The organism is Apibacter muscae, from assembly GCF_007845595.1.
GTDB classification, from domain to species: domain Bacteria; phylum Bacteroidota; class Bacteroidia; order Flavobacteriales; family Weeksellaceae; genus Apibacter; species Apibacter muscae.
The window spans coordinates 14,072-40,182 of sequence record NZ_SELI01000019.1; the positions used below are offsets into that span (position 1 = coordinate 14,072).

Here is a 26,111-nt window from a genome sequence, read left to right on the forward strand (position 1 = left end):
ATTTATTATAGTAAAAGAATTTATTTAGTATAAACCAATTCAACTCCCTCTTGTTCAGTTAATATTTTTCTTCGAACATCTTCAGGCTTTACATCAGCATTTATTTTTCCAGAATTTTCAGCAATTCCAAATGTTAGCCAGTAAGGCAAAATACTTAGTAAAAATGTAAGACACCAAAATGCCATTGAAGCTATGATAAGAAATAATACGAAACCTACAAATTTTGCAAAAGGCCAAAAACCTATATATAGTATTGTTATCATGTCTATTTTATTTCTTCAAATGTAATAATTTTTATTGTAAACTAACAAATATTAATTTAATAAGGATATTCAATCGTGTATACCTCATCTAAAAATTTGGATGTTGATCTTGGATGACTTAAAGATTTTAAATAATCTATAAATTTATCTTTTAATTTCTCCCATTCATTTAAATCTTTATAATACAAATCTATAGAATTAAATAGTGTTAAAGCCATAAAATCTGATTCGCTATTCCAAACGTAATCAGATTCATTGGTAAACCCATCATGATTATTCTCTTCATAACAAGAACCGTCATTTATATTTGATGTCATTAAATTAAAGGCAATTATTCCTATATTAACTTCTTGAATGTTATCATCCTTCTCCTTGTATTCATGAAAATCTTGTTCATCTTCCTTAGCATTGATTTTTTTATCGAACTCTGATCCAATATTGCTTTTATATACTGTAAAATAGAAGACTTTATAATCCTTTCCTTCGTAAGAATAATTCTGTTCCTCCTTAAATGCTAATGAATCTACTTTTTCATAATCATAAGTATGATTCTGAAAAAAATTTTTCATTAGCTCTTTTTTAGCTAATTCTGCTGTTAAATCCTTGGCAGGATTAAAAAGATCTTCCCCAAACTTTTCTTTATAGGATTCATTCATTTTTTTAGATGGAATCGCATTTCTTTTAACATATAAATATTCTTCTTTGGTTAAATCTATGGGATCTTTTAAAGAAATTAAAAGTTCAATTAAGCCAATATTTTTGGTTTCTCTAATGCTTTTTATTAGATGATTATATTCTGCATCATTGAATATGGAAAGTATTTCAAGATATTTTTTTAATTTTAATATAGAATAATTATTTTCTAAATAAGAGCTATTCTTATTATCTCCGGAATCGTAACTTAATATCCTCTTTATTTCTTTATTTGATTCTTTATAGAAAAAGTCTCTATACTTTTTTATATGATAAGCTTTTAGTTTTTTATCATTGCTTAATCTTGTTAAATATTCTATTAATGTATTTTGGTACTCTTCTACTCCTAGCAAAGACAATAATGTAGGTAACATATAATCTTCTGATTGATCGTACAATTCTAAATTATTCATTAGATTAGGAATAGCACTCTCTGATAATGGAATAGGTTGATTCTGATTTATTAAATCAATGATTTTCTTATTCAATTGTTTATCTTTATCTAAAGAAATAATTTTTTGTAATATTAGATATTGAGCATTCCCATTATTTTTAAATTTTGTAAATATGTTTAGATAAAATTCTGGTTTTGTATTATCATGAAAATCTAAAATCTTTATAACTTTTTCTAATAATTTTTGATTTAAATATTGTTCATTTAGTTCTAAAACAAATTCTTCAACCTGGTTAGAATTATTTGAGAATTGCTTCAATTGATTTAATACCTTTTTATCTAGAAAGTCATCGGGTTTCCAGAGAAGAGAATCTTGTTCTAAACTATAAGAATTCACATTCGAGAAACTAAATTCATCGTTAAATTTAAAAAATTCATCATTATCCACCAGTTGGGTGCTAGTGATCTCAGTAGGTTCTTTATTTACATCTAAGTTCTCAACATTATCAAAATTTACCTGATCTTCTATAAGAGGCAAGAATTGAATATTATTAATTATATCTTCAATAGAAGGATTTCTAAACTCTTTATGCGCATTAACTATGTATTTAATTTCGTAAATTCTATGATTTTCATAAAAATATCTTAATCGGTAGGCTTGTGCTTTAGTGTCTTCTTTCAATAAATAATCTGAAAAAGAGTTTTTATTTTCAGTAATTCCATGGACAAGAAATTTTATTTTTCTATGATTGCAAGAGTCTGAGGGATATTGATCATCTACATATTCTTTAATTACTTGATCTACAGAAAGAGAATAACTGGTCGGTATATAGTTATAATTAAATATGCTTAGGGTTTGCCCATTATCTAGGATAAAAGAAGTTTGTTCTTGCACATCTCCCTCGTTCATCTCTTCAGTATTATTTTGCTCATGATCATCAATATTAATAGATGTATCTAACTCATCTCCAGAATCATTCACACTCTTCTCTATATCAATTTTAGGTTTAGTTTTTATAGACTCACTAGGAACAATAATTGAATACCCCGCTGTTTTATTTGTAAATTTTTCTGTTTTTTTAAATCTTTTGAAGTCCGTAATTATTAAGGAATTAAAAAAATCTTTTTTCTGATCTTCATTGCTTGTTTGTACTCCTGCAACATGATAATAAGAGCCATTAATCATTGTTTTTAAATATAATTTCTCTCTATTTTTCCATTGTATTATGGATTCTGAAAATGGAATAGCATTTTCTTGGTTTATAGAAGTAGTAATAATTTCTGCATTTAAATTTTTTCCTATTTCATAAGGTATTCTCTCAAGTTCATAAATTTCTTTCTCTGATGAAATATTCTCCCACACTTGAGACTTCATAAAATAATAAGACTTTGTGTTATTATCATACCCTATTACATTCGTATGACCATACAAAGTATCTGTAACTACTCTATAATCAGGCATTTTAATCGTGTATCCTCCATATTTAGGTTCAAAATTTGAAAAAGTGCTTGTGTAATTGTCCAATTTTAAACTTTTAAAAATTTTGCTTTTATATTTGTCTTGGTAGGGCTTAGATCCAAATAGACTAACTATATACGTTTGTAAGGGTGTCACAAAAATTTGCATACTTATATACTCATCTTGTTCTATCTTACTCATAAGTTCAATTCCTGAAAATCCATCTAAACTTATATTTTTTTTATCTAATATCTTTCCAGGAATATTTTCATAAAGTAGACTATCAATAGATTCTAATGATACTTTTGATAAATTATTTTTTAAAAAATTATAATTGTTGAATTTTGTAATTGATAGAAACGCGCCGTTTGGAATGTCTAAGGAAACCAAATAATCTATATCTTGACTGGAAGAATAGTTAAAAAATTTTTCTGGTGATTGTATTGTTAACCCTGTTTTACTCTTATAATTTTTTAATTTGTGATTGTAAACTAAATGTTCCAATTGTTCCTTTTTCAATCTTCCTTTTTCCGTATATAAACCAGTGATTGGTTGAACTGTATATCCTAAGTTTCTTAATTTCTCGATTATACCATAGGTACCTGGTAAATGTGCCGCTCCAACCGCTGAAAAAAGAGATCCTTTCTTCATTAAACTATCCATAGTTTTAACCATGTTTTCATTTCTTATATACAATAAATACTTTCTCGAATTGAATGTGCTAGTTGCCAGAGATATTTCATCAATTAAATCTAAATCTTGTTTTCTATAAGCATCAAACATTAATTCGTATAACGATTTAGTTTTTAAAAGTTTTTTAATTTTTAAATTTTTTATGTCTGAATTGTTTATATATCCATGACTAACTTCTGATTTTTGTACTAAGTCTTCTGATTCTTGAATGTTCTCTAGCCCTATAAATTTTTTATTTAACTTCTTAGCGGCTCTATAAATAAACATATCAATGTAGGTATTTTCTTGAAAATTCTGCATTTCTGGATACCTTCTATATAGTATACCATTTGCCAACATATCTTTGGCTCTCAACGATTGTTTATAAATATCTATGGAAGTATTATTTATATATAAACTTTGGTATGAGTAATCATTCTTCAGATAATGATTATCAGTATTTAATTTAGAATAAATTTCATTTAACCATAATTCCGGATCAGATTCTAAGGCTATCTGTTTAACGGAAAAGAGCTTTTCATAAAAATCATCAGATAAATTAAATGCTACTTTTTCGCTTACGTGCATAGTTCCGTATAGGTAGGATTTTTCTTTCAGTCCATTTCCTGAAATTTCCCATAATAAACTTGGATATTTTTTTTGTGAAAATAATAGAGTTGATACTAATAAAATACTAAGGAGAATTACTTTATAAAAAATTTTCATATTTATAGTTAATTTTTGCTAAATTAACCATTTATATTTCATTATAAAAAAGTAAAAACCCAAGGTTAACCTTGGGTTTTTAGATGTATTTAATTTTATATATTTATTCAAACATACTCAACTCCCGATGGGTATTTTTTATGGCTAATTCATTTTTATAATCTATCCACTCTTGGCCTTTCTTTTTTCTCATATAATTATCGTAATGTCTTTTTACAAATATATTTAAAATTGCTTGGGTAAAGTTTGATGGTCTTTTGGCTAAAGAGCGCAAACTCATTGAAAAACCTGGAGTTATATATTTCATATAATGCCACCAACCTTCTGGCATGTACAGCATTTCTCCATGAGAAAGGTCTGCTCTAAAAGGTTTAATTCTTTTCAAAGCTGGAAATTTTTCAAAATCGGGTTGATCAAAATTAATATCTTCTCTACAAATGGTTGAATAGGGAACTTTATACATAAATTTTGTATCTTCTGGAGAAACTAGAATACATTGTTTTTTGCCTGAAAAATGGAAATGAAGAATATTTGCTAAGTCAATATCAAAATGCATAAAAACATTGGAACCTGCTCCTCCAAAAAATAACATAGGCATGCTTTTGAAGAGATTAAGACCTAAATCCGGAAATTCAAAATCCTTTTGCATTTCAGGCACTTGTTTTAATAAATTAAATAGAAATATTCGTAAATCTGTAGGACCTTTGTGTAAAAGATCAATATAATCCTCCATCTTCATCCGAGCATCTGGCTCGTTTACCTTTTTATCAGCGCTAACGGGATCATTATTGTATAAGGGCACAATTTTATCTCCAGCTACTTGTTTTATATATTCAAAATCCCATTTAGTAAAAGCTGGCCAATTTTGTGTTATTTTTTCAATAACTACGGGTTTCTGTTTTTTGTAAAAATTGTTGTAAAAATCTTCTTTTGATATTTTTTCAACGCGTTCTATTTCTATATAATTAAACATTTTATAAATTATTAAGTTTTTAATTTAAGACTTTGCCTAAACTTCTACATTTCAAGCATTCATAAGATCTTCGATCTCTTCATAATCAATAGGAATATTTCTCATAAGATTGTAAGGTTCCCCGTTGGATTGAATCACATAATTATCTTCCAATCTAATTCCAAAACCTTCCTCAGGAAGATAAATACCCGGCTCTACCGTTAAAACCATATTAGGAACAAAGGGTTCTGTTAAAATCCCATAATCGTGGGTGTCAAGTCCTAAATGATGAGAATTTCCATGCATGAAATATTTTTTATAGGCCGGCCATTTAGGATCTTCATTTTTAACATCATTTAATGACAATAAATTCAAATTTAATAATTCTTGAGTTACAATTTTACCCACTTCTTCATTGTAATTCAACCAATTGTTCCCTGTTACTAATAGTTTAGTGGATTCTTTTTTAATATTTAAAACTGCTTGATAAATTTGCTTTTGTCTTTGAGAAAATTTTCCGCTTACGGGAACCGTACGGGTCATATCTGAAGAATAATTGGCATATTCAGCTCCAACATCCATTAAAATTAATTGCCCATCTTTACATTCTTTATTGTTTTGTATGTAATGAAGAATATTGTTATTATTTCCTGATGCTATGATCGGTGAATAGGCAAAACCTTTGGATTTATTTCTTATAAATTCATGAATATATTCTGCTTCTATTTCATTTTCAAATACGCCTGGTTTAATGAATGGTAAAACTCTTCTAAATCCTTTTTCAGTGATGTTACAAGCGTGTTGTAATATATCAATTTCTTCTGGCTCTTTAATTGATCGCAGATGTTGTAGAATAGGATTACTTCTTAGATAATTATGTCCCCTATATTGTTTTTGTAATTTTTTTATAAATCTATCTTCTCTAGTTTCTACTACTCGTTCTGCACGAGAATGTTCATTTATATTTATATATATATTCTCCATTTGGGGAATTAATTGACCTAAAATTTTATTTAAATCTTTTAGCCAAAAAACACTTTTTATTCCAGAAATATCATTGGCTTGTTCCTGAGAATATTTTTCTCCTTCCCAAATTGCTATATGTTTATTAGTTTCTCTTATAAAAAGTATTTCTCTATATTCTTCTAAGTGTGCATACGGACATAAAACTAAAATAGTTTCCTCTTGATCTATTCCCGTTAAATAAAACAAATCTCTATTTTGCTGAAAAGGTAATGTACTATCTGCTCCTATTGGAAAAATATCATTACTATTAAAAATAGCTATGGATTGAGGCCTCATTCTTTGAACAAACTTTTGCCTATTTTTTATAAATAAATTTTTATCAATAGTATTATATTTAGTTTTCATATTATTTGTCTATAATTTGAAAATCAAAGGTATGATTATTTAATAATAAAATTTAAAATATCCAGCCAAAACCTTTTGTGCTATTTGCAATAAATAATTATCAATTTTGCACTCTAAAAATTATAGAAATTCAAACTTTTATTACATCCATTTTATGGATATAATTAAATGAAAATTTTATAAAAAATAAGTATTTATTTATACAGCTAGTTTACAACTGTCTAATAGTTGTAATTTATTCATTGCAATTAACTAAATGAATTTGGATATGAAATAACATATGATTCATATCCAAATTTTTCTTAAAAAGGAATATTATACAATTATTTTACAGTAAAAATTATATAATAATAAATTAACGTTCTTGTTTTTTAGTTTAACTAAGCTCTTCGATTTGTTATACAAATGTAACAACCTATTAAACATTACAACTACGGTTTTCCATAATTAAACAATATTGTTATGCTTCTTTTTATTTTAATTTCAATGATTATAAAATATTAACCCATTTATAATCATTTAATTACATATAAACCTTAAAGATTAAAAAATAATATAATTTTAAGCTAAATTATTATAAATTAAGTTTTAATTATATAGAAATAATCTTTTTTATAATTAAACAAATGATTTTTATTATATATCAATTATAAAATTTATAAGTGTTCTTATGGAAACATAAACTTTTATCTTTCAACCAATTGTTTTACAGAATCTCCATATTTATCTGTGACCAAAGTTTTCATATTCAGTAATTCTAGCCATCGTTTAAATGTTCCTATAAAAACAACCAACATCAATAACATTGCTATGGTTGCCAATGTGGCTAATAAATATTGTTCATTCGGATAATATATATCTACAACTTGAATATAACCCGCCTAAAAAGTTATTACAGCCATAAATACTCCTGGGATAGCTGCACATAAAGCATATTTTTTTCTATTCATTCTAATCAACATTGTTGTACATACTATAAGACCACAGGCCGCCAATAGTTGATTACTAATTCCAAATAAAGGCCATATGCTGCTAACATTTCCTGTATAAACTAAATAGCCCCAAGCAAAGGTAAAAAGGGTGCTACTAATAATAATACCTGGTAGCCAATTTTTATCGTTAAACTTAGGTATTACATTTCCTAACATTTCTTGTAAAAAAAATCTTCCAACTCTAGTACCTGCATCTATAGCCGTAAGTATAAACACAGCTTCAAACATAATTGCAAAATTATACCAATAAGCCATTAAACGATCCATATAAGGTATATTATTAAAAATATGAGCCATCCCTACAGCTAAAGATACTGCTCCCCCTGTTCTACCGTGCAAATCAATTCCTATATGATCAATAAAATATTGTAAATCAACTGCATGTAAAGAAGGATGCGCCTTTAAAAAGCTATTGTAGGTATCTACTGGAGTGTTAATTGCAAAATAATCTCCGGGCATTAAAGTACATGCGGCAATTAATGCCATTAAAGCTACAAATCCTTCCACTAACATAGCTCCATAGCCTACAAAAAGTATTTCTCTTTCATCACCAATCATTTTTGGTGTAGTTCCCGTTGCTATTATGGCATGAAATCCAGAGATAGCTCCACAAGCAATGACAATGAATATAAATGGCAATACAGGCCCTCCGATTACAGGTCCTCCACCATTGATAAACGATGTTAATGAAGGCATTTGAATGGTTGGATGAACAAAAATAATTCCTACTGCAAGCATTAATATGGTTCCTATTTTTAAGTACGTTGATAAGTAATCTCTGGGAACTAGTAATAACCAAACCGGTAATACAGATGCAATAAATCCGTAAATAGGAATTGCGATGGAAATGGTTTTTATATCCCAATGGAATATATGGTTGATGGTCTCATTTTGCATTAAATTATGTCCTCCAACAATTCCAATGATCAATAGGAAAACCCCTAAAATGCTGGCTAGGGTTACACTATTCTTTCTATACCTCATCAGCAAACCCATAACAATTGCGATGGGCATGGTTATTAATACAGTAAATAATGACCAAGATGCTTCGTGCATAGCACTTATACAGGCTAGTGACAACCCTGCTAATGTTAATATTAAAATGAATAATATGGCAAATCCTGCAATTGTTCCAGTAACAGGTCCAATTTCTTTAGACGCTATCGTTGCTAAACTTTGTCCTTTATGACGAACTGAAGCAAATAGAACAACCATATCGTGTACTCCTCCTCCAAGTACACAGCCTATTAAAATCCATAAGGTCCCTGGCAAATAACCGAATTGTGCTGCTAGCACAGGTCCTACCAGAGGACCCGCAGCTGCAATTGCTGCAAAATGATGCCCAAAAAGTACATTTTTATTGGTTGCTACATAATCATGACCATCTGCAAATTCTACTGCGGGAGTTACGTTTTTAGAATTCAATCTTAGCACTTTATTTGCTATAAAAATTCCATAAAATCGATAAGCAATAGCAAAAACTAACAAGGATACAAATACCAATGTTAATGCGTTTATTCCATTCAGTGATTCCATAATTTTTATTTGTCTTTAAAAAAATTTATATTATTGAATTTGGATAAATATAAAAATTTTTGAACGCATTCAACATAAATTAAATGAAAAAAGCAATACCTTATCTAGGTATTGCTTTATAATTACATGAGTAATATATTTTAAAAAATTTATTCCTCGTCCTCCTCTTCGTATTTTTCAATTTCTTCGTCACAAAAAGCAAATGCTTTTTCAATTAAGGAATTTATTTCATTGGTTGCATCTTCATCACTTTCTTCGATTGTATCTAACCATTCTACATCCTCTTCTTCAACATTTAATATAAATCTTGGGAATTCGGTGTGAACTACAAATAAATCTTCTGGATAATTTGAGTTATCAGCCATTAAAAACTTTGGTAATTTCATATTCATTTTATTTAATTATTCGTCTAATAATTCTTTTAGTTTTACTAATTCTGCTCTTATCATTTGTAAACGTGATATAACTTCTACCTTCTTTGGTGTATTGGGTTGTACTCTAAGAGCTGTTTTAGCTCCGTCTAAGGTATACCCTTTCTCTTTTACCAAATGATAAATAACTTTAAGATTCTCTACATCTTTCGGAGTAAAGAAACGGTCACCTTTTTTATTTTTTTTGGGTGTTAAAATATCAAATTCTTTTTCCCAAAAACGTATAAGAGAAGCATTCACATTAAAAGCTTTTGCCACTTCTCCTATTGAATAATATAGTTTTTCAGGAAGTTGAATATCCATAATTCAAATCTAAGATTTTTTTATTGAATTTTAATTTTTTTTCAAATTATTTAAAAACACTTAAGAGCTATCTATATTAAATTCTAATATAAATATATATTTATCATTATAAGATTCTTGTGCTTAAAAAAATCACATAAATATAGTTAATCTATGTGATTTTTTTAAAAGTCTAATTTATTACAAATTAATTTTCTTCATCTCCGTAGGAATATTGTGGATACAAATCATAGTCTTTAGTATTTGTATCCATTAACAAAGCATTTTTGTTGTAACTACCGTATTGCAATATAAGCCCATCTATAGGAGAAGGTACTAAATTGGATGAGTTTTTAAATATTTTAGCACCTTTTTTAAATGAATTTATTCTGTAATACCCATTAAAATCTTTGCTATAAGCTACATAAGGTTCTTTAGTTACTTTATTTGTACATATAACTAATAAATATGACGATTGTCTTTGTGTATTATCTAGTATAACTGCTACGTCTTGCAATCCATCATTATCAAAATCGCCGTATGCTACACATTGGGTTGCTCGATCTGCGTTTTGTGTTGGTTTATATCGGGTTTGATCGTAATAGTCGTTATCTAATATAATTTTCTTTGTTTTAGAATCTAGTTTTGAAAATGGTGAAAGAGAAAATGCTTTTTTAAATTCATCAAAACTATATTCCTCAACTAAGGTTGACGTAGCTATATAGTACCTTGACGGGTAACTATCTCCTTCTCTGGGTTTAGTTTTATATACTTCTACATACGGACCACTTCTATTTTCATAAAAATCTTTCACATAAAGAACTTCACCAAAATGTAAAGTTTCAACTGCATTATTCGATTTATCGGGAGAAGTTCTTAAATAAGCACTATTTGCAATTATATAGGCTTTGGTATACGGATCAATTTCTTCTCCATATTCATCGAATTTCTTTTCAACCTTAGTCACTTTCACGCTATCTTCTTTAACTTTCTCTGGCTCAACAGCTAAAACTTTATCGTTCTGCTTATCATCGTTTATTTTTACTTCTTCTATAGCCTTAGGTGAAAAAACTATGTAACCTAATAAGCCTAAAATGACCAGAAAGCATAATCCTAAAATTAAATGCCATCGATTTATTATGATTGCTTTAGAACTAGTTTTTTTATCGATCTCCTTTTTGGAAATCGTAGATTCTTCTGTTTTAATTTCTTTATTTTCTTCCATAGTATTAGAATTTAATTTTGCAAAATTAAAACTAATCACTGAATAATTATAGGATATTTTATTAATATGTTTAATATATTTGCGAAAAATAGATTTTTTTAAATTTATATAAATCTGAATTATAAAATTTAAAATTGTAAATAAATTTTTTATGCTTGTAAAAGTTCTTAGATATTACAACTTTATATATTAACAAGTTTATTAGCCCATAGATAACTTGAATAAAAAATTATCTATATTGATATCTTAATTTATTTAATAAAATGAAAAAAATATTTTTTAGTATAAAAAAATTATTAATTTTATATTTTATCTTATTTTTTTATTTTATTCAAGCACAAAAAAATTCGGATAGCATTTCAATTGAATCCCTACAAGATGTAGTAACTTTTGGCAAAAAAAAATCATTGGAAGTAATTCCTCATCAACAAATCTCAAAAGAAGAATTAGATAAAGTAAATGGTTTATCGGTGGCAGATGCTGTTCGATTATTTTCAGGCGTTCAACTTAAAGATTACGGTGGTGTAGGTGGTATAAAAACTGTAAATATTAGAGGGATGGGTAGCCAACATGTGGGAGTTTTTTATGATGGTGTTTCATTGGGTAATGCACAAAACGGAACTGTTGATTTGGGGAAGTTCTCTTTAGATAATATGGAATCCATCTCTTTGTATAATGGACAAAAAAGCGAGATTTTGCAATCTGCCAAAGATTTTGCTACCGCGAGTAGTATCTATTTAAAATCTAAAAAACCAATTTTTTTGGAAAATAAAAAAAACAATATAGGCATTCAATTTCGTACAGGCTCTTTTGCATTGATTAATCCTTCTGTATTATGGGAACAAAAAATTTCTCCTACCCTATCTTCTTCTCTTAACTTAGAATACCTAAATTCTAACGGAAAATATAAATTTAGATATAGGAAAAATGGTTTAGATACTATAGCTATACGAACCAATGGAAATATTAGTGCTTTTAGAGCAGAATGGAATTTAAATGGTATTATAAAGAACGGTACTTGGAGTTTAAAAAATTATTATTATGATTCGGATAGACAAATTCCCGGAGCTGTAATTAAAAATTCTTACCAGCGTTACCAATTTGAAAAGCAATGGGATAGAAATTATTTTGTACAAGGAACTCTTGAGAAAGATATCAATCCTCGGTACAAGGTTTTAATCCATGCTAAATATGCCAACGATTATACTCATTATTATGATCATACTGTTTTGGGCGATTATGTTTCTAAACATTTTGATAATGTATACAAACAGCAAGAATTTTATATTTCTTTAGCTCAACAGTATAAGCTGTTTGATTTTTGGAATATTGCTTTAGCTACCGATTACCAATTCAACCATTTAACTACTAATTTTTATAAAAACAGAAATCCAAAAAGAAATGCAGAATGGGTGGCTTTATCATCAAATTTCAATTGGAATCGTTTAAAATTTCAAACTTCAGTTTTAGGATCATTTATACAAGATCAAGTTGCGGATCAATCAACCGAGGCTAATTCTAGAAATGAATTTACTCCTTCTTTTTTTGCTAGTTATAAGTTATTAAAAAATATTAATTTTACTTTCCATGCTTTTTATAAGCAAATCTTTAGAATGCCTACTTTTAATGATCTTTATTATACTGAAATTGGGTCTTCAAACCTTAAACCAGAATATGTTTCACAATACGATATTGGTCTGCATATCTCACACAAATTTTCTGAGGGAATTTTAACAAATATTTCTGCAACGGTTGATGGTTATTACAATGAGGTTAAAGATAAAATAGTTGCCTTTCCTAGGGGACAGCAATTTAGATGGGCTATGTTTAATATAGGTGAAGTAAAGATTCGTGGCATAGAAATTTCTACTCAATCGACTTGGCAACTGATGGAGCATATGCAAATGTATACACATATTAATTATACTTTCGAAAGTGTCCAAGATGTCACAGGCGGTTTAACCGGTCAATCAACCTATAAAAATCAAATTCCTTATATCCCTAAAAACAGTGGTAATTTATTAGTAGGATCCACTTTTAAAACTTGGGACCTAAGTTATAGCCTTGTGTATACCGGAAGTCGTTATAGTTCTTCTGAAAATATTAAATCTAATTATTTACCGGAATGGATCACCCATGATATTAATTTTACTAAATTAATTCCTATGAAAAATATGAATTTGAAAGCTGGAATTGAAGTTAGTAATCTTTTTAATAAACAATACGAAATAGTTTTGAATTATCCCATGCCGGGAAGAAGTTACCGAATTTCTTTACGAGCTGAGTTATAAAAATATTTTAAACAATTATAAACATGAAAGCACTACATCTACTTTTGTCCTTTTTAGTCCTTCTTGGAATCACTTCGTGTAGCAACGATGATAACTTTAACAGTCAAATACAAGCACCCCCATTAAAATCTTCAAATGTTACTTATATTTTAAATGAGGGAAGCTTTGGTAGCAATAATTCTACGCTCAGCTATTTTAATAATGATACGGGTGAATTAATCAATGATTATTTTCAAAAAATAAATCCAAGTAAAGGAGGTTTGGGTGATACCGGTAATGATTTGAAAATATATGGTTCTAAGATGTATGCAGTCATGAATGCTTCTAACAGCGTGGAGGTTATGAATAGTAAAACCGGTGTTTCTGAAGGTAAAATAACTATACCTAATGCTCGGTACATTGCTTTTGATAAGGGCTTTGCCTATGTTTCTTCTTACGCTTCTGCTACTTATGGCAATGGGGAGGCTTTAGGAATTGTATTTAAAATTGATACTACTAATTTACAAATAATTAGTGAGGTTAATGTGGGTAGACAACCAGATGGATTGGCCGTTGTTCATAACAAATTGTATGTAGCTAATTCTGGGGGATACACTACAACGGGAGATTACGAAACCACTGTATCTGTAGTAGATTTAAATTCTTTTCAAGTGACAAAAAATATTGAAGTTGCTCCTAATTTAAATAAGGTTAAAGTTGATCAAAACCAAAAAGTATGGGTTACTTCAAGGGGAAATTATGGTAATATATCTTCTTCAATCTCTGTCCTAGATCCTACCACAGATTTAGTTATCCAAAAATTAAACCTTCCAGTTTCTGATTTTGATTTTTATGGAGATACTATGTACTACATAGGAACGGAATATGACAATAATAACAAATCTAGCAATGTTTATGGCCGTTTAAATATTAATAGCTTAAGTAAAGGTTCTAGCTTCGTTAATGAAAATATTAAATCTCAAATAGAATCTCCTTACGGCTTAGCTGTTAATCAAAAAAATGGAGATATTTATCTTGCAGATGCTAAAAATTATATGGTAACTGGTAATGTATTTTGTTTGACGAATGGCGGGGATTTGAAATGGGTAAATGCCACAGGCATTATTCCGGGGCATTTTGCTTTCCTCAAGTAAATGAAAAAGGAGCTTTTACAAGCTCCTTTTTTTTATCTCCTAATATCTAATGTAGGAATATTTTTTTGACTATATTCAACCACTAGCTCATTAAATTTACAGTCTTTGAATGAGCTAATTTTTTCACCGTTTCACACACTATCTTGAATATTTAAAAATTTCTAACTTTAAAGTTATAAAATTTTTGGGTTATCCATTATAATAGGTATAAATAGCTAATGGGCTTCCAGCCAATTTTTTCCAACTCCTACTTCCACCAATAAAGGTACTTCAATTTGAATGGCTGCTTCCATAGTGTTTTTAATTAGAGAAGAAGCTTCCTCAATTTCTTCGTCAGGGGAATCAAATACCAACTCATCATGGACTTGTAACAGTAGTTTCGTATGCATTTTTTTCTCAATCATTTGTTGATGAATCTGTATCATGGCTATTTTAATAATATCAGCGGCAGTCCCCTGTATGGGAGCATTTACTGCATTTCGTTCTGCATGCGATCGAACTATTGAATTGGCGGATTGTATGTCTGGTAAATACCGACGTCTACCCAGTAAGGTTTCTACGTATCCATTTTTCCTGGCTATCTCAACCTGTTCCATCATATATTGTTTTAGCAATGGATATGCTTCGTAATAAGCATCAATCAATTGTTTAGATTCCGAACGAGTTAAGCCTGTTTGTTCACTTAAACCAAAAGAGGATACTCCGTATATGATACCAAAATTTACAGTCTTTGCGTGAGAACGTTGTTCTCTCGAAACTTCCCCCATAGGAACTTGAAATACTTTTGCAGCCGTAGAACGGTGAAAATCTTCTCCTTCGTTGAAGGATTGAATCATTGCCGGGTCTTTGCTCATAGCTGCAATGATTCTTAATTCAATTTGAGAGTAGTCTGCAGAGATAATTTTATGTTGAGCATCTTTGGCTACAAAGGCTTTTCTAACTTCCTGCCCTCTAGAAGTACGTATAGGTATATTTTGTAAATTGGGATTGTTGGATGCTAACCGCCCGGTTGCGGCAACCGTTTGTGCAAAGGTGGTATGTACTCTTCCTGTTTGTGGATTTACCTCATTGGGTAAAGCATCAACATAGGTATTTTTAAGTTTTTGTAATTGTCTATATTCCAGTAATTGATCTATAATTTTATGCTTATGCGCAAGTTTTAGTAGAACATCCTCACCGGTTGCATATTGTCCGGTTTTTGTTTTTTTGGGTTTGTTTCCTAGTTTCAGTTTGTCAAAAATAATATCTCCCAATTGTTTAGGGGAATTTATATTGAACTCTTCTCCAGCTTGTGTGTAAATTTCTTTTTCTAAGTGTGAAAGATTGGTGTCTAATTCCTTAGACATTTCTTTTAGTGCATGCAAATCTAAATTTATTCCTTCCCATTCCATATCTGCCAAAACTTTCATAAGTGGCATTTCTATTTCTTCAAATAGTTTTTTTAGATTGTCTTGTTCTAACTGGGGTTGTAATTTTTCTTTAAGTTGCAGGGTAATGTCTGAATCTTCCACTGCATATTCTTTTTGTTGTTCTAGAGGTACAGTTGAGAAGAGTTTCTGATTTTTTCCTTTTTTGCCTATTAATGTTTCAATGGAAAGTGGTTTATACTGTAAAAGGGTTTCCGCCATTATATCCATTCCATGCCTGCCATCAGGGTTTATTAAGTAATGGGCAATCATGGTATCAAAAAGAGTGCCTTTAACCTCAACGTTGTATCTTCTTAAAACTTTACAATCGTATTTCAAATTTTGTCCAACTTTTACAATTTCTTCAGAATTGAAAAAGCTAAGTAAAACATCTAAGATTTCATTAGTTTTTTGTTTATCGTCAGGATCTAGTGGAATGTAGTATCCTTTTCCTTTTTCATATGAAAAGGAAATTCCTACCAATTCAGCTTCTAAAGAGTTGGTTGAAGTAGTTTCTGTATCAAAACAGACTACTTTTTGCTTTAATAGTTTTTGATTTAGTAATTTAATAACGGTTGGGGTATCTACCAACTGATAAAAATGTTCGGTATTTTCAAGTGTTTTCCAATGATCTGATTCTTCAATATTGGCATTATCTTCTTGTACAGAATCAAAAAGAGATGTTTGTGCTGAATCTGAATTTTTTTTATTAGAAGAACCTGACGCAATCTCTTTATCCGAAATTAGATTGTAGGTTTTTTTAAAGTTTACAATCATATTTCTAAACTCTAATTCTTCAAATAGTTCTACAACTTTTTCTTCATTAGGCTTATCTACGGTAAAATTTTCATAATGGAATTCTATGGGTACTTCTGTTTCAATAGTAGCCAGCCTTTTAGAGAGTAGCCCTATTTCTTGGTTTGCCTCAATCTTTTCTTTCATCTTTCCTTTTAGCTCTGACGCATGAGCAAAAAGATTTTCCATACTTCCATATTCCTTTATAAATTGTTTGGCTGTTTTTTCTCCCACCCCAGGAATACCGGGTATATTATCTACACTATCCCCCATCATTCCTAAGAAATCGATCACTTGAACAGGCTCTTCAACTTCAAATTTTTCTTTTACTTTCTCAATATCCCAAATTTCAATATCATTTCCACGGGTGGCCGGTTTATAAACAAAAATTTTTTCTGATACTAGTTGTGCATAATCTTTATCTGAAGTCATCATATAGGTTGTATAACCTTCCTTTTCTGCTTTTTTTGCTAAGGTACCTATTACGTCGTCTGCTTCAAAACCTTCTTTCCACATGCAAGGAATTTCCAAAGCTTCCAATATTTTCTGTATATATGGAACGGCTATGCGTATAGCTTCCGGGGTTTCTTCTCTATTGGCTTTATATTCTGCATATTCTTTATGCCGAAAGGTTTCTCCCACATCAAAAACTACTGCTAAATGAGTAGGCTTTTCTCTCTTCATTAAATCAAATAATGTATTGATAAAACCAAAAATTGCTGATGTATTAATTCCTTTGGAGTTTACTCTCGGATTTTTTATAAAGGCATAATAAGCCCTAAAAATCAAGGCATAAGCATCTAAAAGGAATAGTTTTTTATCACAATTTTGTGTTGTCATTTTATTGTTTTAAATTCAAATATAAGGGATTTACAAGAAATTATTTAGGCTAGGTTGATCATTTAGTAATATCTTTATTTCTTTTATACATTAAATTGATCATACCATCAGCCGCTCCAATCTTAGGTACAAAAATTTTTTTTGCATTGGCAAACTTCATAATAGAGCTGTAAATTAATAATGCTGGAACTATTACATCAGCCCGATCAGGCTTCATATTGTATTTTTCAATTCTTTCATTATAAGTCAACTCCTTCAAAATTTTATATTGATTTAATAAATAGCCTACGGTAAGACTTTTTCCTTCTTTTTTTTCTGAATTTTTAAATATATAATTGATGTTCCCACCAGAACCAACAGCTTCCACTGATAAATCTCTGGTTATATTTTTAACCCATGGTTTAACTGTTTCAAATAAGTATTCTTCATTCACTTTGCCATCTAATAAACGAACAGTACCTATTGGAAATGATTGACTATTTATTACTTTGCCTTTATTCAATAGGGAGATTTCTGTACTTCCTCCTCCTACATCTATAAAAAGATAAAATTCATTGGATTCTATATAGTTTTTCAATTCTGAACTAAATATTATCTCTGCTTCTTCTTCTCCTGAAATTACTTCAATCTCAATGCCACTTGCATTTTTTACATAATCAATAACATCCGTTGCATTCTGGCTTTCTCTCATAGCAGAAGTTGCAAAGGCTCTAAATTTTTGTACATTGTAAATATCCATTAACAGTTTATAGGCTTGCATTGCTTGTGCTAATCTTTCTTTTGAATGCTCGGAAATCTTACCATCTGTAAATACATCTTGTCCTAAGCGTATAGGAACTCTTACGAGACTTGCTTTATTGAAAGTTACTGAATCTGTGGTTTCATAAATATTGTTGATTAGTAAGCGAACTGCATTTGATCCTATATCAATAGCTGCATAGGTAGATATATTCATAGGTATGTAATAATTAATTTTATTGATTAAATTCTTTTATGAATTGATATATGGTTTCTTGAGATCTATTTTTTTTTCTTCTATTTCTTTGATAAGGTTCTTCTAAACCTTCTTTTATTAAACGCCCTTTTACGTTATCTTCTAACCCTAAATTAAATATTTTCATAATTTCTTCCTTATTCTTAGGATTAGTTATTGGACAAGCAACTTCTACTCTATGATCCAAATTTCTGGACATTATATCTGCGGACGATATAAATATGGCATCTTCACCCGCATTTTTAAACCAATACAATCTTGGATGTTCCAAAAATTTATCCACTACACTTATTACTTTAATATTCTCACTTAGATCCTTAATTCCTGGAATTATAGAGCATATTCCTCGAACCAAAATTCTTACTTCCACTCCATTTTTAGATGCATCATATAAATGATCAATAATTTCTTTGTCGCACAAACTATTTACTTTTAAATTGATTTGAGCCACCAGCCCGGATTTCTTATTTTTAATTTCTCTTTTTATACCTAATATAAGTTTTCTCCTAATCCCCCAAGGACTTACTGCTAAATCTTTGTAATTTTTCACTAAATAATTGGCATTGAAAAAATTAAATACGTCATTTACTTGGTTTACTATGGACTCATTCACTGTAAATAGGGTAAAGTCAGTATAAATTTTTGCCGTTCCTTCATGAAAGTTTCCTGTTGAAATAAATGCATATCTAGTTGCTGCTCCTCTTTGATATTCTCTTTCCACTATTCCGATTTTGGAATGTACTTTAAGCCCTGGGACACCAAATATTACATTAACCCCTTCATCTTGCAACTGTTGGGACCACTTTATATTTTGTTCCTCATCAAAACGAGCCCTTAATTCTAACACAGCGGTTACTTGTTTACCATTTTTTGCTGCATTAATTAATGCGCTTATAATTTGAGAATTATTAGCAACCCTATATATAGTAATTTTTATTTTGGTAACCTTAGGATCTATAGCTGCTCCTCTCAAAAATTTTAGAAAAACTGAATAATCGTAATATGGGGTATAAATGAGTGTATCTTCTTTTGCAAATGCTTTAAAATAATTTTTTTCTTCTCTTAGAATTTTAGGTATTATAGGAGTAATTTTTTTGTATTCTAAATCTTTTCTACCTAAGGTTGGGAATTTCATAAAATCTTTTTTATTATGATATTTACCACCGGGCGAAAGACTGTCATATTCATCTAAATTCAACATTTTTTTTAAAAAAACTAAGGTTTTACTATCGATGGTTTTATCATAAACCAAGCGTACGGGTAAACCTTTTTGTCGTTCTTTTAAAGCCCCTGCTACACTTTCCATATAGCTTATTTGTACGTCGTTATCTACAGAAAGATCAGCATCTTTGGTTAATTTAATGGACTTGGCTTCTATGGTTTCAAACTTAAAAAACTGAAATATATCTTTTAAATGAAATCGAATAATATCTTCTAAAAATATAACATAATGCTTTTCGTTGATGTCTGGTAAAACTAAAAAGCGAGAAAAACGGTCTGTGGGAACTTCAATCAAAGCATATTGTTGATTGCCATTCTTCTTTTTCATTGTAACGATTAAGTAAAAAATATTATCCTTTAAATTCAAAACTTTATCGCCTTCCATCCAATATAAGACGGTTAAATTGTGACTTAATTTATTTTGAAAAAAATCTTGTACGTAAGGAATTAAGCTTTCAGGAAGATGATCATTATCTACCAACAAAGTGTTTTCTTTCGCTAATTCTTTAATAATTTGTTCATATAATAAATCGTATTTTTTTTGTTGAAAGGCTACCGTTTGATTTATTTCATCTAAAAGATCTACATCTTTTTGATCTTCAATTATATTGTTATATTTTCTTTGAAATTGTATCATACGTGCTATATATGCATAACGCACTTTGTAAAACTCATCTAAATTATTAGAATAAATCCCAAGAAATCGAAGTCTTTCCAACAATGGATTTTTTTTATCCATGGCTTCTTGAAGAACTCTTGAATTAAATTTCAACCAACTAATCTCTCTATTTATATATTTATGATTTTTCTTTAACATCTTTCAAGTTCTTTAAAGTTACCCAAATTTACAATTATTTATGAACTATATTTTAGGCTTCTAAATATATAAATCTGTTTTCAATGATAAATATAAATCTTAATAATATATTTAAAATTGAAATATATTTTTACTTTTTAATTTTAACGAGTATCATAAAAAATAATCCTACAAAAAAGAAGAGAGACATTGCAAAAATTGAATTACTCATATTTCCAGTTTTATTTATTAAATAGCCCGATATAAAAGTCCCTAATATTATGGCAAGTTTTTCAAGTATATCATAAAAACTAAAATATGTTGCAGTAATATCTTTATCTTCTTCCGGTAACATTTTACTATAAGTTGATCTAGATAATGATTGTATCCCGCCCATTACTAATCCAACCATTGCTGCTGCTATATAATAGTAATATTCTATATTAGGATCTGTTTTGTCAAGTAAATACCCTCCCAGACATATAACTACCCATATACTTATGCAAATGATTAGAACAACTTTATTACCTATTACTTTGGAGAACTGTGAGCAAAGGTATGCACCTAATATAGCTATGAGCTGGATAAGCAATATAGAAATTATTAATTTATAACTTTCCAAATTAATCTCATTCGTTCCAAACAAGGCAGCTATTAAAAATATGGTTTGAACTCCTACCGAATAAAAATAAAAACTAAGAAGAAAAAATGATAGATTTTTATTTTTAATAATTCTCCTATACAATAAATAAAAAGTCTTAAAACTATTAATTATCACAGTTTTTTTTCTTATTCCTTCTTGTTTATGGTTTTTGGGAAGGAATTTAAATGTATACTGGGCAAATCCTAACCACCACATACCAGTCAAAGCAAAACAAATTCTTATATACAATAATTTTTCATCTTCTGGAGCAACAACTTCTATTAAAAATAAACATAAAATCAATAATAACATGGATCCTAAATATCCTAACATATATCCCTTAGCTGAAACTTGATCTTGTCTATCTTCCGTTGCAATATCTGGGAGATAGGAGTTATAGAATACCATGCTCCCCCAAAAGCCTACGCTTGCAGTAATATTTAAAAATAAACCGTATAAAATTTGTGATTTTTCTATAAAAAAGAATAGACCTATACAGGAAAAGGCGCCTAAATAACAAAAAAATTTTAAAAAATTCTTTTTATTACCAGTGACATCTGCCAAAGATGATAAGAAAAAAGTAGAAATAACAACCATAATAAATGAAATCGTAAATGAATAGCTAAATAAAGCATCTGGTTCATATTTTTGACCGAATATTTGAATTATTGATCTAATAGGAGTATCATACCAAACATTTCTATATTCGTTGTAATTTTTAGTATTTCTTTCAGTAGTTAATATTGAATAATAAATGGGAAAGATAGTGGATGTAATCACTAGTGAATAAACAGAGTTTGCCCAATCATAAAATATCCAAGCTGATAAAATTTTTGGATTATTTTTTTCTATTTTATTATTTATAAATCTCAAAATTATATTATTTAATTATATATGTTATAAAAAAATTAATCATTCTAAAATAAATTTTAAGTATTTAACGAATTTATAAAATTTATTTATATCAAAACATCTTTTAATATTATGTTCAAAATTTTTATAAATTAATGTAGATGCTACTAATAAATTCTTTTATTACTTTTGTTGGAATAGAAAATTTCAAGTCATGGATTTAAACATTAATTCTTTTGTAATGCAAGCAAAAACATTTTATGGTTTAGAAGAAGTTCTTGCACAAGAATTAAGACAACTCGGAGCAACTAACGTACATATTAAAAATAGAGCTGTTGAATTTCAGGGAGATCTTGGTTTTCTATACAAAGCAAATTATTCTTTAAGGTGTGCTTTAAAAATTTTAGTTCCCATTTATAAATTTAAAGCTAACAATGATACTATCTTTGAAAAATATATAAGTAAATTTAATTGGGAAAATTATTTTTTTAATTCTCAAACCTTTGCTATTGATTCTACAGTTTATTCTGAAGAATTTAAGCATTCCCAGTATATAATGCTGAAAATGAAAGATGCTATAGTAGATAGATTTCGAAACAAATTTGGTAAAAGACCTAATATAGACGCCAAACACCCAGATATTAAATTTCATCTCCATATTAGTAACAACGATATTACGATATCCCTTGATAGCAGTGGAGATGCATTATTCAAACGGGGATATAGATCTACATTCTTTGAAGCACCTATCAATGAAGTGTTAGCCGCAGGATTGTTGCATTTAGCAGGATGGGAAGGAAAAGGAAATTTTTTAGACCCAATGTGTGGATCAGGAACATTATTGATTGAAGCTGCTATGATCGCTTTAAACATTCCTCCTCAATTACACAGAAAAAGGTTTAGTTTTGAAAATTGGAAAAATTTTGATCTTAATTTATTTAATAAAATAAAAGAAACTCGACTCAATAGAATTAAGGATTTTAATGGTAAAATCGTTGGTTTCGATATTGACAAAAAGGCTGTTGAAACTGCTTTAAAGAATGTAAAATCCGCAGACTTAACTGATTTTATTGAAATTTATCAGAAAGATTTTTTTACTACTCAAAAAGAATTATTTCCTACCTTATTGATTTTTAACCCTCCTTACAACGAACGTTTAAATATTGAACAAGACAATTTTTACCAAAGTATAGGAAATACCTTGAAAACTAGCTATAAAAATACTTTGGCTTGGTTTATAACTTCAGATTTAGAGGCTTATAAAAAAATAGGCTTGAGACCTTCAAGAAAAATAAAATTATTCAATGGAAAACTTGAATGCCGTTTTTTCAATTACGATATTTATGAAGGATCCAAAAAAAATAATCATAATGGTTAAAAAAAAACTTTAGATTGCTCTAAAGTCTTTTTTATTAATTTTAATTACACTTTCACAATATTTATACAGTTTAGCTGATCATTCTCTGATATTGAAGGAGAATTTAACAAATAGGAATAAAAGGATACATGAACTTTATCACCTGCTTTTAAATATAAAAATGTTTTATTAAAAACAGGTATATCAATACCGCTAGTAGGAGCGATTATAGGATATACACTTTTAACCCCTTGAGCTACTCCATTATCCGTATAGAAAATATTTAATTCACAACTAGCATTTGTAGGTGTATTAATTGTTTTTATAAGTAGCCTTGCAGTAACAACATATATGCCATTGTCAGGCGCGGTAAAAACTCCAGTAGTTGGATTGAAACTATTTGTAATATCTCTAATCATTGTCCAGCCTTTGATGGGTTGATCACTAGGAACAATAAGAGTAAATCCTGCTGGTCTAGCTACAGCCAAAACATTTGTTTTAGGCGGTGCTTTTTTCATTGTTATCCAAGTTAAACCGTTTGAATATTCAATAAGGGATGTTAAAGGATTATACCTGATCGCACCTGCACCTGCAGTAACAGCATCAAGGTTACTATTTCCAACGGCAATTGTACCTTCAGAATCACCTCTTAAATCCAAACGAACTTTTGGAGTAACATTTTTTCCTAACCCTACATATCCATTTTCATTTATTATAAAAATATTATTATTTAAAAAATCAGAGATTTTTAAAATTGGATATTCAGGATTTTTTGAATATACAGATAAAGAAGCAGATTGTATGGACTCAAAATCTGTAGGGTCATTACTATTAATAGCAATTTGTGAAAAAAGGTTTAAATTAAACAGCAAAATTAATAATGTTGCAAAAATTCTATTATTTTTCATAATAAGTTTATTAAAATTAATCATTCTAAAACTCTTATAATTGACAGAGAGTTAAAATTTCTCTCAGCAACAGCATTGTTGTTAACATCCACTCTTAAATAACGACCATCTCCAGAATTATGAATAACTCTTGCTTGAATCTTATCTCCTTCATTTAGACGAACAGTACCAGTGCAAGAAATCCCTAACATATAAACTCCACTAGATAAGAAATTATTTTTAGCTTGAATTATAGGAGTTTCAACGCCTCCCTCTATTTTTACCCACTCTCCTTTAAAATAAGAGCTAGAGGGTTGTTGTATCATATTAGTAAAAACAGAAAATGATAATATATACATTCCTGTAACTGGAACAGTATAGGTGTCATTAATAAAATCCCCTACTCTAGATTCGTGTTTAACTTCCCAACCAGTTAATTTAGTGTATACATTATTAGGTATTAGTACTTTCTTAAAATTATTAACTGCTATTAAATGATCAGGAGGAGTATCATAGTTAAGTACTAACCATTGTTCACCATTAGAACATTCAAAAATTTCAGATTCAAATTTATATCTTAAAGCTCCTGCTTGAGCTTCCTCTGCTGATAATGACGTATTACCTACTTTAATTACAGATGAATTTGAATTTATTCTAACATCAACAGGTACGGGTGAATTCTCTTCGCCAAACTTTAATAATCCTAAACCATCTAGATTAAATTTCAGAGATTGATCTAATGATCTAACTGAAATCGCATTACTATAATTTATATTTTCTTTCATCTTAATATGTAAGGTTGCTTCAGGACTATTTGTATTTATACCAACCCCAATTTGCGCATTTAAAATTGAAGAAATTATAAAAATGTGAGTAATAAATAATTTTTTAAACATTTGGATAGTTTTAATTTTCAACGATTGATATGCTACACGCACTTGGATTAAGGCTTATAGTTGACCCTAAATTATGATAAACATATGGAATAACTTTTTCACCTGCTTTTAAAGTAGCTGTTGAGGTTATTACAGCAAAAGGTTCCATATTATTAGCAGTAACATAATATGTTTTTCTAGATTTTAAAAATAACATTCTAGGTACTCCCGCATCATTAGACAATGGTAAAATTGACAATTCCATTTCTATATATGAACCTGCAAGCACTGATGTTAAATTAAAGCCCAGATTGTAAGAAAAAATATAACTTCCATCTCTAGGTGCAGTAAATATACCATCTATAAAAGCATTATTATTTTCATAAATAATTGTGAACCCAGTCACCTGTGTTTTAACATCTGTAGGAAATAAAATATTTGAGTTTTCAAGATTTGCAACTGTATACAATGGTAAAACTTTAGATGATATTGAACTCCAAGTTAAACCATCTGAATAATATAAAAGTTGATCCGTTTTACTATATTTAATTGCTCCTGAGCCTGCCTCTGAAGCTGTAAGATATGAATTACCTATACCAATGGCTCCATCATCAGGATTTAGTCCCAATAGAACATTAGAGTTTTCTACATCAAATCCAATATTCCCATCACGATTAATATTAAAAACTAAATCTTTTTTTGAATTATACACCTTTAAGGCGTACTCATTATTAGGATTAACTACAATGTCTAAAGTTGAAGTAGGAGAGTCTTGATTTATACCAACCTGAGCATCAACTGAAATATTTATAAAAACGATAAATAAAAATAAATTCATTTTTTCCATATAAATTCATTTATTAAACAACAAGCTAATGTAAATATTTTTTTTTATATTATAACATTACAGTATAAAAAAATATTTATATATGATGTTTATATATTTATGTAATTCAAAAATATATTTATATAAATAATAAATTTATATTTATCTTTAATTAATAATATTAATTAGACTAGTTCAA

19 protein-coding genes are annotated in these 26,111 nt (G+C 28.9%); 3 read left to right on the forward strand and 16 right to left on the reverse strand.

The features are described 5' to 3' along the window. Nucleotides 1-20: 20 nt before the first annotated feature. The 9 genes from ETU10_RS06630 to ETU10_RS06665 form a co-directional block, all read right to left on the reverse strand. Nucleotides 21-263, reverse strand: a complete 243-nt coding sequence (locus tag ETU10_RS06630) for a hypothetical protein (RefSeq protein ID WP_246118432.1) — start codon at nt 261-263, stop codon at nt 21-23. Between the two features lie 56 nt (nt 264-319). Then, on the reverse strand, nt 320-4,207 hold the full coding sequence (locus ETU10_RS06635) for a TraB/GumN family protein (protein WP_146310856.1): 3,888 nt from the start codon (nt 4,205-4,207) through the stop codon (nt 320-322). A gap of 103 nt (nt 4,208-4,310) precedes the next feature. Further along, a complete protein-coding gene (locus tag ETU10_RS06640) occupies nt 4,311-5,180 on the reverse strand; it encodes a cupin-like domain-containing protein (RefSeq protein ID WP_146310859.1) in 870 nt (289 codons plus the stop codon). Between the two features lie 51 nt (nt 5,181-5,231). Next, a complete protein-coding gene (locus ETU10_RS06645) occupies nt 5,232-6,530 on the reverse strand; it encodes an aminopeptidase P N-terminal domain-containing protein (protein ID WP_146310861.1) in 1,299 nt (432 codons plus the stop codon). A 686-nt stretch (nt 6,531-7,216) separates the two neighbouring features. Next, nucleotides 7,217-7,351, reverse strand: coding sequence for a hypothetical protein (locus tag ETU10_RS11355; protein ID WP_262710354.1), 135 nt, complete (start codon nt 7,349-7,351; stop codon nt 7,217-7,219). A gap of 60 nt (nt 7,352-7,411) precedes the next feature. Continuing rightward, nucleotides 7,412-9,058 (reverse strand): carbon starvation CstA family protein, encoded by a 1,647-nt coding sequence (locus ETU10_RS06650; protein ID WP_246118433.1) that lies wholly within the window; start codon nt 9,056-9,058, stop codon nt 7,412-7,414. A 149-nt stretch (nt 9,059-9,207) separates the two neighbouring features. Beyond that, nucleotides 9,208-9,444 (reverse strand): hypothetical protein, encoded by a 237-nt coding sequence (locus tag ETU10_RS06655; protein ID WP_146262772.1) that lies wholly within the window; start codon nt 9,442-9,444, stop codon nt 9,208-9,210. A 15-nt stretch (nt 9,445-9,459) separates the two neighbouring features. Then, nucleotides 9,460-9,792 (reverse strand): MerR family transcriptional regulator, encoded by a 333-nt coding sequence (locus tag ETU10_RS06660; RefSeq protein WP_146262771.1) that lies wholly within the window; start codon nt 9,790-9,792, stop codon nt 9,460-9,462. A 187-nt stretch (nt 9,793-9,979) separates the two neighbouring features. Further along, nucleotides 9,980-10,996: a hypothetical protein gene (locus ETU10_RS06665; protein WP_146262770.1), complete on the reverse strand. Its 1,017-nt coding sequence runs from the start codon at nt 10,994-10,996 to the stop codon at nt 9,980-9,982. Nucleotides 10,997-11,259: 263 nt separating this feature from the next. On the opposite strand from ETU10_RS06665, the gene ETU10_RS06670 reads away from it, so the two are divergent. Together ETU10_RS06670 and ETU10_RS06675 are read left to right on the forward strand one after the other, a co-directional pair. Then, a complete protein-coding gene (locus ETU10_RS06670; protein ID WP_146310862.1) occupies nt 11,260-13,287 on the forward strand; it encodes a TonB-dependent receptor in 2,028 nt (675 codons plus the stop codon). A 23-nt stretch (nt 13,288-13,310) separates the two neighbouring features. Further along, nucleotides 13,311-14,420: a YncE family protein gene (locus ETU10_RS06675; protein WP_146262768.1), complete on the forward strand. Its 1,110-nt coding sequence runs from the start codon at nt 13,311-13,313 to the stop codon at nt 14,418-14,420. A 215-nt stretch (nt 14,421-14,635) separates the two neighbouring features. Here the strand turns inward: ETU10_RS06675 and polA are convergent, their stop codons facing one another. The 4 genes from polA to ETU10_RS06695 all read right to left on the reverse strand — a co-directional run bounded on the left by polA (nt 14,636) and on the right by ETU10_RS06695 (nt 21,988). Then, on the reverse strand, nt 14,636-17,461 hold the full coding sequence (gene polA / locus ETU10_RS06680; RefSeq protein ID WP_146310863.1) for a DNA polymerase I: 2,826 nt from the start codon (nt 17,459-17,461) through the stop codon (nt 14,636-14,638). A gap of 58 nt (nt 17,462-17,519) precedes the next feature. Further along, nucleotides 17,520-18,416 carry a Ppx/GppA phosphatase family protein gene (locus ETU10_RS06685; protein ID WP_146310865.1) on the reverse strand — a complete coding sequence of 299 codons (897 nt, stop codon included), beginning with the start codon at nt 18,414-18,416 and terminating at the stop codon, nt 17,520-17,522. A gap of 19 nt (nt 18,417-18,435) precedes the next feature. Continuing rightward, the gene (ppk1, locus tag ETU10_RS06690) at nt 18,436-20,493 is read right to left on the reverse strand and encodes a polyphosphate kinase 1 (protein WP_146310867.1); all 2,058 of its coding nucleotides are present in this window, start codon (nt 20,491-20,493) and stop codon (nt 18,436-18,438) included. 130 nt (nt 20,494-20,623) lie between these two features. Beyond that, complete coding sequence (locus ETU10_RS06695) at nt 20,624-21,988, reverse strand: MFS transporter (protein ID WP_246118434.1); 1,365 nt, start codon at nt 21,986-21,988, stop codon at nt 20,624-20,626. Nucleotides 21,989-22,181: 193 nt separating this feature from the next. Between ETU10_RS06695 and ETU10_RS06700 the strand changes: the two genes are divergently transcribed. Then, nucleotides 22,182-23,345 carry a THUMP domain-containing class I SAM-dependent RNA methyltransferase gene (locus tag ETU10_RS06700; RefSeq protein ID WP_146293474.1) on the forward strand — a complete coding sequence of 388 codons (1,164 nt, stop codon included), beginning with the start codon at nt 22,182-22,184 and terminating at the stop codon, nt 23,343-23,345. A gap of 44 nt (nt 23,346-23,389) precedes the next feature. Here the strand turns inward: ETU10_RS06700 and ETU10_RS06705 are convergent, their stop codons facing one another. Genes ETU10_RS06705 through ETU10_RS06715 form a run of 3 tightly spaced genes read right to left on the reverse strand, consistent with a single transcriptional unit; the run spans nt 23,390 to nt 25,933 of the window. Then, entirely contained in the window at nt 23,390-24,232 is an 843-nt protein-coding gene (locus tag ETU10_RS06705) for a hypothetical protein (RefSeq protein WP_146310873.1), read from the reverse strand. Nucleotides 24,233-24,252: 20 nt separating this feature from the next. Further along, nucleotides 24,253-25,107 carry a hypothetical protein gene (locus tag ETU10_RS06710; RefSeq protein WP_146310874.1) on the reverse strand — a complete coding sequence of 285 codons (855 nt, stop codon included), beginning with the start codon at nt 25,105-25,107 and terminating at the stop codon, nt 24,253-24,255. 10 nt (nt 25,108-25,117) lie between these two features. Continuing rightward, nucleotides 25,118-25,933 (reverse strand): hypothetical protein, encoded by an 816-nt coding sequence (locus tag ETU10_RS06715; protein ID WP_146310876.1) that lies wholly within the window; start codon nt 25,931-25,933, stop codon nt 25,118-25,120. Nucleotides 25,934-26,111 lie beyond the last annotated feature (178 nt).